This window comes from Mucilaginibacter gynuensis (assembly GCF_039541195.1).
GTDB lineage: Bacteria > Bacteroidota > Bacteroidia > Sphingobacteriales > Sphingobacteriaceae > Mucilaginibacter > Mucilaginibacter gynuensis.
In genome coordinates, this window is record NZ_BAABFT010000005.1 from 480,333 (window position 1) to 493,292 (window position 12,960).

The window sequence follows — 12,960 nt, forward strand, 5'->3', positions numbered from 1 at the left end:
GCGCGTGCTGAATATGTAGATGAAAGAACTTGAAGACCACGAAATGGTCACTAAAAAGATCTTTCCGATAATGCCCCCAGGATAAAGTAGCGAAGCGCACAACCAGAAATTGAAAACGCCTATCCGGAAGGTGCAAAGATTCGCGCATTAGCCTGATGATTCGTAGCCTTGAGCGCTCAGTCAGGTGGACCAACATAGTCCTGATAATGTTCGGGAAGACATATGCAGTAACCGAAGTAAAATATCAGTTCATCATTGTATGTGAACTTCCATTTATCCAAGGTGGGGCTTTCTTCGGCCCGGCCCCATGTATCGGCCGGGTAAAGAGTATTGATTTGTGAACTTTTCGATACGCCTCCTGAAATCTCGTGGGCTGTTGTGACCCGATCCAATCCAGGTGCATTTCGCAGTTCCGGGGGCAGCGTTGCTAATTTCATTGTAATAAGATGATCTTGTTTGCGCCTCCATTGGAGCACCTTAGATATCCATGGGCCCGTGGTTACCTTTGCCAACAGGATAAAGCTATTGGTTACTGCAATTCCGGCGATCAGCAATACAATAACGTTGTGATATTGACTGACCAATGTTCTCTTTTCGATCTTATTCCATGAATAAGAACTATCTACAAAACCCGAAACAACAGCTATTAAAACGATCAGCAATTGCGGGTTCAAAATTATTTCAATAAGCAATATTAAAGCAGGTGTTTTCAGGAATGCTAAATTTCTACAGGTGTATACATGTACCAGAATACTCATAGTAGCTATGATATTAGCAAATGCAAGGCTGGTCATTAGTTGCAAATAAAGATCGCTCTGCAAAACCGGAATACCTGTCAAAAGACTAACAGGGATCGGGAATACACGCAGCCAGGTGAAAGATGTTATCACCATCAGGAACCAGTTGATGATATATCTGTTTACAGATGTTTGTTGCAGATTCATGGCGTTTGTTTTAATTACATTACAAATCTCGGGTATATCAACATGCCGGAACATGGCCGGATACGGCCTAAATATGTTCAGATCTCCCTACTAAAAAATGGCTGATCAGGCCGCATTTGACAAATAATCACTATCTTTTGAACTCTATCGTGTTGTATTGATGATTAAATATTTACGATAGTGCCTATTAAGTACTATGAAAAAGAGGAAACAGACGATTGAGAAATTAACGATAGATATTTTACGGTCCCGGTTGGATATCAATACAACATGTAATGGGTTATACGTGTTCGATACCGATGCTGAAGAGATGGATATATCGGCTCTTTCGCCCTATCGTTCTGATCATAATTCCGTACATTTAATAACCGCAGGACAGGTAAATGTGAAGATCAATTTGCTGGATTATACATTAAAAAAGAATGATCTGGTATTGTTCACATCCAATATGATCCGTCATTTCGGGACCGTGACACCGGATTGCAAGGCCATCAATCTGCTATTTTCCAATGACTACCTTTTAAATTCAGCGCTGCCGTCGAAGACCGCTGAGGCGTTCGATTATTTGTCCGGCATCATTGATCCGGTGGTGGAACTCCGAGAAGATCAGTTCGAATTGATTGTAACACAACTTACCGCGCTCGGGTTAAAGATCAAACATACCCGGACTAACACATTTTATGCTGAAGATATTTTGCGGCACCTTTTTTCCGCACTTATTTTCGAGGTCGGCGCATTATATCAGAAAGTGGCAAAGCCATATGTGGTGTCCGGTAGCCGAAAGGAACACATCGTGCACCAGTTCCTTAAACTTGTAAGCAAGAAGTTTAAAGACGAAAAAAGTGTTCAGGCTTATGCTGATATGTTAAATATCACGCCCAAATACCTGACGACCGCTACCCGGGAACTTACCGGTAAAACAGCGGGGGATCTGATAGATGAAATGCTGATTGTCGAGGCAAAGGTGCTTTTAAATGAGTCGGGGATGCCGATCGCTCATATCGCAGAAACGTTGAACTTCAGCGACCAGTTCGTATTCAGCAGGTTTTTTAAGAAACATTGTGGTCTTAATCCGAGTACCTTTCGCCGCTCCGTTTGACGGCATTAGTTTAAAAGACAGAATGCCAGGCAAAGATCGACCTTCGGGCACTGCCCCCTGAACAAGAGTAAGGTTTTGATCTGAGTGGCGACATAACGGCACCTTGATAAAAGGCTCGATCGAGATCGCATATTTTTTGTCCCCCGTTGCCACCAACCGATCGCAAAACTATAAAGTCATCATCCCCAAGGCGTTGCTTAAGTTGTTTCTCAGGTATACTTTCGATAGAAAATTCATCGACCGTTTCTGATCGCATATTTCGCTTGCCGCAAAATCGGGTGACAGTGGTTTTAGCATCGGATGTTCGTTTACAATGCACACATTTTCTTTGGATGGTGAAATTTGAACACATGTATTTTAAACTTCCACAATTTAATTATCCACATTACTACCCGCCCCAACAAATCATCGCAAAGATATCAGTCGTTGTATCTCCCTAAAATTGTAGTGTTTTGTAACATTTAGTGTCATTTAATGCTATTTAGTTATCGATTGAGAGATAACCTACGTCTATGACACTTAATGCAAGTTATTGAAAATCAGTTATTTACCCTATGCATAAAGTAATTCATATCTGATTATCAGTAGTTTATGAGATTTCAGCACCAAATTAGAAACAATTTTTTCGACCTAAATTCAGGTCATTTTTGGCACTATCCTGTTACCTGGGGTGTGGATAACTTTGCGAGTTAAGCATTATTTTTCGATACTTGTAATTTTTTTCAAAAAATGGCTAAGGCAGAATGTTGGGTTTAAAATAGTTAACTATTCTCAATTTTATTTTGAAACCAATGTAGAGGAAGCTATCGGCGATAAAAAAATATTATTTGGTTTGCGAAAAAGTTGAAGGATAGCATTTTTATTTTACCATTCCCAATTAATCTACCGTAAAATATTGCTCCGAAAAACAAATCTCGGCGCCATATTCGTTTTACAGCCTGTAAATCCTTACCTGATACAAATCTTCATAAACCTTGAATTTCGCGCGATCATCTTCGCGGATACTAATCCTATTATTTTTCTCCAAATAGGTTGGCCAGTCCTCGCAGCAAATCTTTTACCCATTACTATGAATTTGTGCTTAGTCGAAATTAATCGAAAGGGCAAAGCTAAATCTGGGTAGCCGATTTTTTCTGTGATGTATAACTCGGCACAAAGGAATATGTTTCACAATTTAATAAATAGTAAAAAATATAAACTTTAATTTAAAATACTGAAACTATAAGTTCGGTAACCTGTTGCCCTTGCACATCAAAAGATCTATTTATGAAAGCAGCAGTATTTCACAAACCCGGCGATATCCGCTATGATACCGTTGAAGATCCGCGCCTGGAACAGGACACGGATGTTATCTTAAAAGTTACTTCTACCGCGATCTGTGGTTCTGACCTGCACATCCTGAGCGGCGGTGTACCGCAGCCTAAACCAATGGTGATGGGCCACGAGTTTATGGGTATTGTCGAAGAAGTGGGCAAAGGCGTTAAAAACCTAAAAAAGGGCGACCGCGTAGTGGTTCCGTTCCCGATCTCCTGCGGGCATTGTTTCTTCTGCCAACATGAAGCTTCGCCTGCCTGCGAAAATTCTAATTATAAGCATTACGGGCCCAACGGCGATATGGCCGATCAGAAGGGCGCGGCTTTGTTTGGTTACACCGATCTGTACGGAGGTTATTCCGGTGGGCAGGCAGAATATGTGAGGGTTCCTTATGCGGACATCAGTCCTCGCGTAGTACCAGAGAACATGACCGATGAACAGGTGCTTTTCCTGACCGATATTTTCCCTACGGGCTGGTCAGCAATTGACTGGGCACAATTAAAAGGTGGCGAAGTAGTCGCCATATTTGGTTCCGGCCCGGTTGGGTTGATGGCGCAAAAAGCCGCGTGGTTAAATGGTGCCAGCCGTGTGATCGCTATCGATCCGCTGAATTACCGTTTGGAGAAAGCCAAAGCGGTGAATAAAGTAGAAACCCTGAATCCCGACGAAGTGGATGTAGTCGAGGCTATTCGCGCGATGACCGGTGGACGCGGTGCCGATGTTTGTGTAGATGCGGTAGGCTTCGAGCCGGAACGTAACATCGCCGACAAAGCGAAAGCGCTGATCAATTTTGAAGTAGGCAGCATGAAAGTACTGGATATGGCTTTTAAAGCTGTCCGCCGGATGGGAACAGTATCTATTATGGGCGTATATGGTTCTACCTATGATAATTTCCCGCTGCATCGCCTGTTTGATAAAGGAATCACCCTTAAAATGGGCCAGGCGCCAGTGTTAAATTATGTCGACCACCTTATTGAATTGGTAAAAACCGAAAAAGTGGTTCTGGATGACATCATTACCCACACACTGCCATTGAGCGAAGTAACCCATGGCTACGACATCTTCAATAAAAAAGAAGAAGACTGTGTGAAAGTTGTGCTGAAACCTTGGGAACAACGCAAAGAAATCGAAAGTGAACCTGTTAAAATAGAAAACTAATGGAATATCAAAAAACAGCGCTGATCACCGGCGCGACCAATGGTATTGGCTATGAACTGGCCAAATTATTTGCGGCAGACAAATATGATCTGATCATTGTAGCCCGCACCCAGGCAGAACTGGATAACAAGGCGCAGGAATTTAAACTCAACTATGGTGTTAATATACAAACCATCGCTAAAGACCTATCCAAAATGGAAGAGGTCAAATCGCTATGTGAAGAGATCACTACACCGATCGATGTACTGGTTAACGATGCAGGCCAGGGAGTTTATGGTTTGTTTACCGAAAATGAACTGGAACGCGAACTGGGAATTGTTCATCTGAATATTTGCGCTACGGTTATCCTGACAAAACATTTCTTAAAAGAAATGGTATCCCGTGGTGATGGTAAGATATTAAACCTTGGCTCCGTGGCTGGCAAGTTGCCTGGGCCATGGCAAGCGGTTTACCATGCGACCAAAGCCTTTGTGCTGTCCTTTACCACGGCTGTCCGTGAAGAAGTGAAAGACAGCGGCGTAACGCTTACCGCGCTGATGCCCGGCGTGACGGATACCGATTTCTTTAACAAAGCCGGTATGAATGATAGCAAGGTGGTACAGGATAAATCGGCTATGGCTGACCCCGCTGATGTAGCCAAAGAAGGTTATGAAGCGCTGATGGCCGGTAAAGATCGGGTGATTGCCGGTTGGAAGAACAGCGTGGAAGTACATGCCGCTAACTTATTGCCGGATAGCGCAGTCGCGCACCAGCTTTACGAACAACAAAAACCAACTGAAAAATAAAAGAAACATCATCCTATGAAAAGCATCGTATTTATACATGGCATGTTCCAAAACCCCAAGAGCTGGGAAAAATGGATTGCCTATTTTACAGAAAAAGGTTACAACTGTATAGCTCCCGCGTGGCCTTTGCACACAGGAGATCCTACCGAATTGCGTAACGATCCGCCTGCGGGCTTGGGTGATCTCGAACTGCAAACCATTGTTGACGAAATGGAGCGCGTAGTGACTTCGCTGCCTGAAAAACCGATCGTAATCGGTCATTCTGTTGGCGGCCTGATTACGCAATTGTTAGTGCAAAAAGGCATTGTTAATATCGGCGTCCCAATTGATTCGGTTGCACCAAATGCCATGCTGGCCTTTGATTGGGGCTTTATGAAAAACAGCGCCCTGATCGCCAACCCATTTAAAGGTAACGAGCCATTCTTTATGGACCTGGAAAGCTTCCATGGCTCGTTCTGTAATACGATGTCTGACGCGGAAACTGAATTAGCTTATAATGATACAGCTACGCATGACAGCCGCAATGTATTGCGCGATTGCATGGGCGAAGCAGGTCAGATAGATTTGGATCTGCCACACGCGCCGCTATTATTTATCGGTGGCGTGGAAGATCAGATCATTCCTTACGAGCTGAATGAACGCAATGCAAAAGCCTATACTGATGAGGTGAGTATTAGCGAATTTAAATCATTTGACAACCGTAGCCACTGGATCTGCGGCCAGCAAGGATGGGAAGAAGTAGCGGCTTATATCAGTGAATGGCTATCCGTTCACAAAGTACATCAGTATCATACCAGTTCAGAAAATTTATAAAAATAACAACCATGGAAAACAACACTTCACCACGACGTGACTTCATCAAAAAGTCTGTTGCAATGAGCGCGGGCTTAACCTTAGCAGGAAGTTTGCTGCAATCTTTTAACGCGGAAGCAGGCCTTGCCCCCGGCAGCCCGATGGCTGCCAATGAAAAAGAATTTCGCATGGGTGTGATCGGCCCGGCCGAACTATCTCTGGCCACCAGCCAGATCGCTGTTAATAAAGCTACCAACAAAAACGCCAAAGAATTTGCCGGTTTTGAGTTGGGTGAGGCAATAGCCGTTACCGGTGTGCTGAAAGACTTAGGCACAGCAGTACCGCCGATGGACGCTAAAGCGAAAGCCACGTTAGAAAAAATCAAATCAACACCCGCCGGTCCTGAATTTGATAAGATCTATATCAAGGCTCAATTAGAAAACCACGAATTTTTACGCGACTTAGCACAAAATTATATCAGTAAAGGAAAGCTGGCCGGAGCTGCAGAAAACCAGGGCAGGCATTTGGCTACTTTATCGCTGGCAGTTTTCAAAGAACACGTAGCGATCACCAGCCGCATATTAAAAGAACTTGGTGCTTAAATATCAGCAATGAACGACGAAAATAAAATCACCCGGCGGCAGGCAGTCGCCGGGTTAGGTACGGCCATTGCAACTGCCGCAGTAGCACCGGTTTTTGGTGCTGTAAACGATAAAGTTATGGACAACGTAAAATTAGAAGACCCGACGACCAAATACCCTAAACCACCATTTAAAGAGCAATCGCAGGAATGGCCTGGGTTGGCCAGTAAAATGGATCCTAAGCCTGATCACGGCGAAACAAGCTACAAGGGTTCGGGGCGTTTAAAAGGCCGTAAAGCATTGATCACCGGTGGTGATTCCGGTATGGGTAGAGCAGCAGCTATCGCCTATGCCCGCGAGGGTGCGGATGTAGTTATCAACTATTACCCCACAGAAGAACCGGATGCGCAGGAAGTGATCGCGCTGATGAAAGCAGCAGGGGTAAAAGCTATTGCTATTCCAGGCGATCTACGTGAGGAGAGTTTCTGTAAGAAACTGGTGGAAGATGCTATAAAAGCTTTGGGAGGGTTAGATATAGTGGTCAGTAATGCCGGACGGCAGCAAAGCCATGCTTCTATATTAGATATTTCTACGGAACAGTTCGACTGGACAATGAAAACGAATATCTATGCTCCGTTTTGGATCATCAAAGCTGCTTTACCGCATTTGCCTCCTGGTTCGGCAATCATCGGTACTACTTCGGAACAGGCTACGGATCCTACGCCAGATTTGTATGATTATGCGCAGACAAAGGCTGCGACCACCAACTATGTGCGCTCTTTGGCAAAGCAGTTAGCACCCAAAGGTATTCGGGTGAACGGTGTTGCGCCGGGTCCTATCTGGACACCATTACAAGTTAGCGGCGGCGCGACGATGGAAAAATTAAAAATGTTCGGCGGGCAAACACCAATGAGCCGACCTGGACAACCTGTGGAACTGGCTTCAATTTATGTTCAGTTAGCCGCCAGTGATGCCAGTTACGCGACCGGGCAGATATATGGTTCAACAGGCGGTGCGGGTATGCCGTAATTGATACGGAACTTCAAATCAAATATTATAGACCATTATACCTATATAAAGATTTACTTAGTAGCAGGACTTTATATAGGAATAATAATTTTTTGAGTATCACATGTCATTATAAAAAAAGTGCTGCAAGTACCATATACTGCAGCACTTTTGTTGTTAGAAGACTGCTATCTATATAATGGTATTTAATTCACCTATATTCACCTTGATTTTGTTTACAGTTTGATTTTTCTGTTTGTCCACCACCTTAGCATAAACCTGCGTTGTTTTAATATGTTTATGGCCAAGCATCTTAGAAACGGTGTAAACATCCGTTCCAAACTCAAGTTGTAACGTTGCATAAGTATGTCAGCAACAATGGAATGTATTATTTTTTTTGATCCCTGCCTTAGCGAGCCATTTTACCAAGAAAATACGAATGGATGAATAAGGCAGGTTTTTAAACATTTCTTCATCTTCGCAACCCCTCATTCCCATTAATTTTACGGCATCGTCCGAAATTGGCAAATACTCGGCAACCAGTGTTTTTTGTTGACGATATTGCAAATAATATTTGCTTGGTGTTCCTCTCAGTTCCGACCATTTTATCGCTTTTAAACCTTAAAGAATAAACATGACGGGAATAGCTTTTAAAACAAAAAAAACCGGCCTGCAATGGCCGGGTTTTAAATACAACGCGTCGTTGTTTTATATTGTGGTGGTATCTCTGCGCAATACACCCAATACAATAGAAATAATGGCGATAACCAGTAACACGTGAATTAAACTACCTGCCGCATAAGCGAAAGTTCCGATGGCCCACCCAATGATTAGGATGACGGCGATGATATACAATAATGATCTCATAGTGTTATTGTTTTAAATAAATAGCTACCTCACCTTGTACAATTCACATACCATTTAAATTTTGAAGGCAGGTACGCTTAAAAACGACTTGCTGATCCGGAAAACAGAACAGTTTGAAACGCAAACGACCATTAATTACCACTATCCAGCGTCACCGCTGCCGGGTAACCTTTGCGTTGTAAAGCTGTGATCATCACCTGTGTTTCTTTTTCTCCTTGTACGCGCCTGTTCACTTTTCCCTTATTGGAGCGGGCGATCTTGCTCGCCGGTACGCCGTCTTTTGTTTCCGGCAGACTGTCCGCGGCAATGGCATTGCCTTTGGCATCCCGGTTCATCTCTTTCAGGACACTGTCAAGATCGCTCTTTTCCTGTTCAGTTAGTCCATTGTAATCAACGCCATAAATCTTCAGAATGGCTTTCGCGTTTTCCAGCGTGTTCGTGCCCCGTTCATACACATCCCGGTAAATATGCAAAGCGCCGTTTTCAGCCACAATGGTTTCATAGCGAAGGTCTACAGGTACACGGTTTTTGAGTTTAACCGATTTGGTATTTCCTGCTTTCCGCAATTGGCTGATAGCTGCGGCCGTCAATTCTGAGCCACCTAACTGCGCTACTAATGCTGTAAGATCCTGCACTTGTTTATTGGTCATGCCCACACAACCATGTGACGCGAAATTGCCAATTTTCTCCAACGGCTTGCCGCCGTGGATCAATGAAGGCATCCCGATAGGTATTTTGACCGCGCCTAAAGGATTATCTTCATTGGCTCCGGATACCTTCCGGCCCGGTGCGAACTTACCTCTTACCCAGGGTTCATCGGGCGGTGTCCAGCTTGGGTTAAAAATGAGCGTATCCGCGCTCCGCATGCCCGTAGGCAATGGAAACTCCGGGTAACCAATTCCCACCCGGTAGGTTTTAACCAGTTTGCCATCCTGAAAAACATCTAAACGGAATGCAGGCGCATTAACAACGATCCGGGTATCTTTCGGGACGAAGTTCGGTTGGGTCGGTGCCAGCCCTTCCAAACCTTTACTATAACGGTCATTCACTAATTGCAGCAATTGCTGTGCTTTCGCTTCGCCGATAATCTCTTTGATTTTTTGCTCGTAAGTTTCCGTAGCCGCTTTTGCCGAACCTGCATCCACCCCATCTTCGCTTAAATCGCGTACTGAAGTATGCGCCGTGGCCTTGAGTTTCCCGATCTCGGAAGCGGTTAACCCTAATTGCGATTTTAAAGAAGCGCTAAATTCTTTATCATAAAACAGCGCATCCAGCGCCGGCAACGTCATCGCGTTTTGCGAAACCGGTGCAACGGAATTGCTTTTAGTCGTATCCTGCCGGGATTTATCCTGTTTAGTCTTGGGGTTATTGCAGCCAACAACGGCCAAAGCGGCAATGGCAGCCGCCATTATCATCCTATTATTCATGCTTGGGTAACAGTTTGATTTTGCAATTGTTCGTCAGTTTATGAACTTGCATCTAACCAAAGCTCAAGATTTCTTAAAGACTGGTAACAACAAAGAGTCTATTCTTTAAAACATTATGTACGGTTGTGCCTTTGAATGTAAAAGCTAACAAATGACCAATTACAACGACGTACTAATACATGCAGCCCGCAAAGGCGAAGTGCCCGTGATCAAAGGATTATTAAACCAGCAAACAGATATAAACGCACGTGATGAAAAAGGTTATACACCGCTGATCATAGCTTGTTATAATAACCAGTATGAGGCTGCAAAGCTGCTGCTGGAAAATGGTGCGGATGTTAACGCGGCTGATAACGGCGGTAATACCGCATTGATGGGTGTTGCCTTCAAGGGCTATCCTGATATCGCCGATTTGCTGATCGGTCACGGTGCCGATCTGAACCTCCAGCATGGCAATGGCGGCACGGCCCTAATGTTTGCAGCCATGTTCGGCAGAAATGATCTGGTGCGACTGTTAGTCGGGCATGGTGCCGATAAAACTATTGTTGATACACGTGGTCTGTCGGTTACTGATCTGGCGGCGCAGCAGGGCAATCAGGAAGCACTCTCGCTATTAGCATAAATAAAAAGCCGCCCCTGAAACAGGAGCGGCTTTTTGGCAGGTTAGTTATGCCGGGATTTTTCTCGGTTTCTCGCGCTCCCAAAAACGGTGCTGAGCTATGGTCTTTATAAATAAGGTGGCTAATTTCTTAGCGTCATCGCCGACCAGGATACCCTCTGTAAGTACGGTTTCTTCGCTATAGTCTTCAGGCAATTTCTTACTGAAGTATGTCGCTTCCAATACCTGCGCCGCATCACTGTCTGCGGCAATGGCTTTACAATGTTTAAAGGCTTCATTCAGGAAATGCACCGCATCTGCGTCCGCCTCCAGTGTGGCGACGCTATTGGTACCGCCGGGCACATAGACTGCGTCAAATAGCACGGATGCTGCACCCAGTAAACTTTCATCCACATGGATCTTAGCATCATTATCAGCCGTAATAAATCCCAGGCGCGGCGCGATCACTTCAATCACACCGCCAGCGGCTTCAATAGCTGTTTTTACAGCTGTTAATGATTTTTCATTAACGCCGTCTGCAGCCAGTATAGCGACCTTACGCGTTTGAATGGAATCTTTTACGGTGTTCGCCATGCTAAGTGCCGGTGATTGCGCCAAAGAACTTTCTACCTGCAAAGAAGCATAATCTGCCGGGTCGCCATCTGCCGGGATGTTCTGGTTCAACTGCTCAGCCAGATTCTCCGGGATATGTATGCCCAAAGCATAAGCAACTGCTGCTGCCAAACCTTTATCGATCTGTGCCAGTACCACCAGCATGCGCTCCCGGATAGCCACGGTTTTTACTTTGCCCAGTTCAAAACTCAAAGCGTCGGTAATATGGTTCTTTTCCGGTTCCGACTGGCTGTTAAAAAATAACCTGGCCTGGCTGAAGTGATCAAAAAAGCTTTTGCTTCTTGCCCGTACTTTACTGGCGGAAATACGTTCAGGATAGCTTACAAAACCGCCTTCGGCTTCTTTGGCTTGCCTTGGGTCATTACCAGAGATGGCGTTCGGACTGTAACTGGTCTTACCTTTGTTGATGGTCTGACGCATAAAGCCGTCACGCTGGTTATTATGTACGGGCACGATTGGCCGATTGATCGGGATCTCCTGAAAATTCGGGCCGCCCAAACGGGTCAGCTGGGTATCTGTATAAGAGAACAGCCTGCCCTGTAACAATGGGTCGTTACTAAAATCGATGCCGGGTACAATATGCCCTAAGTGAAAAGCCACTTGTTCTGTTTCAGCAAAGAAGTTATCCGGGTTACGGTTCAGTGTCATTTTTCCGATAAGTTGAACCGGCACCAGTTCTTCGGGAATCAGCTTGGTCGGGTCGAGCAGGTCGAACTCGAACTTGAACTCATCTTCTTCCGGCACGATCTGTACACCCAGTTCCCATTCCGGGAAAGCACCGCTGTCGATGGCATTCCACAGGTCGCGGCGGTGGAAATCCGGGTCTTTACCCGAGATGTTCTGCGCCTCGTCCCAGGCCACAGCGTGTACGCCCAATAGGGGCTTCCAGTGAAATTTGACAAAGCTGGCTACGCCTTCGGCGTTTACAAAACGAAAAGTATGCACGCCAAAACCTTCCATCATGCGGTAACTGCGCGGCAACGCGCGATCGCTCATCGCCCACATGATCATGTGGGAAGATTCGGGTGTCAGGGAAATAAAGTCCCAGAAGGTGTCATGCGCCGAAGCCGCCTGCGGAATTTCGTTATCCGGTTCCGGTTTAACCGCATGAATCAGGTCCGGGAATTTAATAGCATCCTGTATAAAGAATACCGGCATATTATTGCCTACCAGGTCAAAGTTCCCTTCCTGCGTATAAAAACGTACGGCGAAACCACGCACATCACGCGCAAGGTCGGTCGAGCCTTTTGAACCGGCCACCGTAGAGAAGCGAACAAACACTGGCGTTTCTGCTGCGGTATCGTTCAGAAACAAGGCCTTGGTTAAAGCTGACTGCGATTCATAAACTTTGAACACACCATGGGCGCCCGAACCACGGGCATGCACTACCCTTTCCGGAATACGTTCGTGGTCAAAGTGCGTAATCTTTTCACGCAGTATAAAATCTTCCAGCAAGGTCGCCCCGCGGTCGCCCGCCTTTAAAGAATTTTGATCATCATTGATCTTCAAACCTGTATTGGTGGTCATAAACTCACCCGTACTATCCGCGGTATGGGGAGCGAGGTTTTCTATCTTATCGTTAACGGGTTGCGTGCCTTTGTTAACATTTTTTGTATCGGCGGTTTTATCTTCACCTTTCCCGGTGACTTTTTTTGTTGCCATTATCTTATGTATTGGGATTAGGTTAGGCTTCTTCTGAAGCTTTATAGTTCACGTCGTTTTCAGCGACATCGGTCAATAGCTGATCGGCTGCT

12 protein-coding genes are annotated in these 12,960 nt (G+C 45.2%); 8 read left to right on the forward strand and 4 right to left on the reverse strand.

Annotation, left to right across the window (positions count from 1 at the left end; translation table 11 throughout):
- Positions 1-176: 176 nt before the first annotated feature.
- On the reverse strand, positions 177-944 hold the full coding sequence (locus ABD894_RS12925) for a hypothetical protein (protein ID WP_345211460.1): 768 nt from the start codon (positions 942-944) through the stop codon (positions 177-179).
- A gap of 196 nt (positions 945-1,140) precedes the next feature.
- Between ABD894_RS12925 and ABD894_RS12930 the strand changes: the two genes are divergently transcribed.
- The 7 genes from ABD894_RS12930 (at position 1,141) to ABD894_RS12960 (ending at position 8,462) form a co-directional block, all read left to right on the forward strand.
- A complete protein-coding gene (locus ABD894_RS12930) occupies positions 1,141-2,043 on the forward strand; it encodes a helix-turn-helix domain-containing protein (protein ID WP_345211461.1) in 903 nt (300 codons plus the stop codon).
- Between the two features lie 1,266 nt (positions 2,044-3,309).
- The gene (locus ABD894_RS12935; RefSeq protein ID WP_345211462.1) at positions 3,310-4,515 is read left to right on the forward strand and encodes a zinc-dependent alcohol dehydrogenase; all 1,206 of its coding nucleotides are present in this window, start codon (positions 3,310-3,312) and stop codon (positions 4,513-4,515) included.
- Positions 4,515-5,300 (forward strand): SDR family NAD(P)-dependent oxidoreductase, encoded by a 786-nt coding sequence (locus ABD894_RS12940; protein WP_345211463.1) that lies wholly within the window; start codon positions 4,515-4,517, stop codon positions 5,298-5,300. Before ABD894_RS12935 ends, ABD894_RS12940 begins: the two co-directional genes overlap by 1 nt.
- Positions 5,301-5,315: 15 nt before the next feature.
- Positions 5,316-6,113 carry an alpha/beta hydrolase gene (locus tag ABD894_RS12945; RefSeq protein WP_345211464.1) on the forward strand — a complete coding sequence of 266 codons (798 nt, stop codon included), beginning with the start codon at positions 5,316-5,318 and terminating at the stop codon, positions 6,111-6,113.
- A gap of 11 nt (positions 6,114-6,124) precedes the next feature.
- Positions 6,125-6,694: a DUF4142 domain-containing protein gene (locus ABD894_RS12950; protein ID WP_345211465.1), complete on the forward strand. Its 570-nt coding sequence runs from the start codon at positions 6,125-6,127 to the stop codon at positions 6,692-6,694.
- A gap of 9 nt (positions 6,695-6,703) precedes the next feature.
- The gene (locus ABD894_RS12955) at positions 6,704-7,702 is read left to right on the forward strand and encodes an SDR family oxidoreductase (RefSeq protein WP_345211466.1); all 999 of its coding nucleotides are present in this window, start codon (positions 6,704-6,706) and stop codon (positions 7,700-7,702) included.
- 613 nt (positions 7,703-8,315) lie between these two features.
- Positions 8,316-8,462, forward strand: coding sequence for a hypothetical protein (locus ABD894_RS12960; protein ID WP_345211471.1), 147 nt, complete (start codon positions 8,316-8,318; stop codon positions 8,460-8,462).
- On the opposite strand, the gene ABD894_RS12965 is transcribed toward ABD894_RS12960, so the two are convergent.
- Both ABD894_RS12965 and ABD894_RS12970 read right to left on the reverse strand, forming a co-directional pair.
- Positions 8,390-8,548 carry a lmo0937 family membrane protein gene (locus ABD894_RS12965; RefSeq protein ID WP_345211467.1) on the reverse strand — a complete coding sequence of 53 codons (159 nt, stop codon included), beginning with the start codon at positions 8,546-8,548 and terminating at the stop codon, positions 8,390-8,392. The genes ABD894_RS12960 and ABD894_RS12965 overlap by 73 nt on opposite strands.
- 131 nt (positions 8,549-8,679) lie before the next feature.
- The gene (locus tag ABD894_RS12970) at positions 8,680-9,975 is read right to left on the reverse strand and encodes a L,D-transpeptidase (RefSeq protein WP_345211468.1); all 1,296 of its coding nucleotides are present in this window, start codon (positions 9,973-9,975) and stop codon (positions 8,680-8,682) included.
- A gap of 151 nt (positions 9,976-10,126) precedes the next feature.
- Here ABD894_RS12970 and ABD894_RS12975 point away from each other — a divergent pair, with 151 nt between their 5' ends.
- Positions 10,127-10,597: an ankyrin repeat domain-containing protein gene (locus tag ABD894_RS12975; protein ID WP_345211469.1), complete on the forward strand. Its 471-nt coding sequence runs from the start codon at positions 10,127-10,129 to the stop codon at positions 10,595-10,597.
- Between the two features lie 45 nt (positions 10,598-10,642).
- Here ABD894_RS12975 and ABD894_RS12980 read toward each other — a convergent pair whose 3' ends face one another.
- A complete protein-coding gene (locus tag ABD894_RS12980; RefSeq protein WP_345211470.1) occupies positions 10,643-12,868 on the reverse strand; it encodes a catalase in 2,226 nt (741 codons plus the stop codon).
- Positions 12,869-12,960 lie beyond the last annotated feature (92 nt).

Excerpts from the sequence above, each read along its gene's own strand:
- ABD894_RS12925 (WP_345211460.1), bottom strand. The coding sequence starts at position 944 with ATGAATCTGCAACAAACATCTGTAAACAGATATATCATCAACTGGTTC.
- ABD894_RS12930 (WP_345211461.1), top strand. The coding sequence starts at position 1,141 with ATGAAAAAGAGGAAACAGACGATTGAGAAATTAACGATAGATATTTTA.
- ABD894_RS12935 (WP_345211462.1), top strand. The coding sequence starts at position 3,310 with ATGAAAGCAGCAGTATTTCACAAACCCGGCGATATCCGCTATGATACC.
- ABD894_RS12940 (WP_345211463.1), top strand. The coding sequence starts at position 4,515 with ATGGAATATCAAAAAACAGCGCTGATCACCGGCGCGACCAATGGTATT.
- ABD894_RS12945 (WP_345211464.1), top strand. The coding sequence starts at position 5,316 with ATGAAAAGCATCGTATTTATACATGGCATGTTCCAAAACCCCAAGAGC.
- ABD894_RS12950 (WP_345211465.1), top strand. The coding sequence starts at position 6,125 with ATGGAAAACAACACTTCACCACGACGTGACTTCATCAAAAAGTCTGTT.
- ABD894_RS12955 (WP_345211466.1), top strand. The coding sequence starts at position 6,704 with ATGAACGACGAAAATAAAATCACCCGGCGGCAGGCAGTCGCCGGGTTA.
- ABD894_RS12960 (WP_345211471.1), top strand. The coding sequence starts at position 8,316 with ATGACGGGAATAGCTTTTAAAACAAAAAAAACCGGCCTGCAATGGCCG.
- ABD894_RS12965 (WP_345211467.1), bottom strand. The coding sequence starts at position 8,548 with ATGAGATCATTATTGTATATCATCGCCGTCATCCTAATCATTGGGTGG.
- ABD894_RS12970 (WP_345211468.1), bottom strand. The coding sequence starts at position 9,975 with ATGAATAATAGGATGATAATGGCGGCTGCCATTGCCGCTTTGGCCGTT.
- ABD894_RS12975 (WP_345211469.1), top strand. The coding sequence starts at position 10,127 with ATGACCAATTACAACGACGTACTAATACATGCAGCCCGCAAAGGCGAA.
- ABD894_RS12980 (WP_345211470.1), bottom strand. The coding sequence starts at position 12,868 with ATGGCAACAAAAAAAGTCACCGGGAAAGGTGAAGATAAAACCGCCGAT.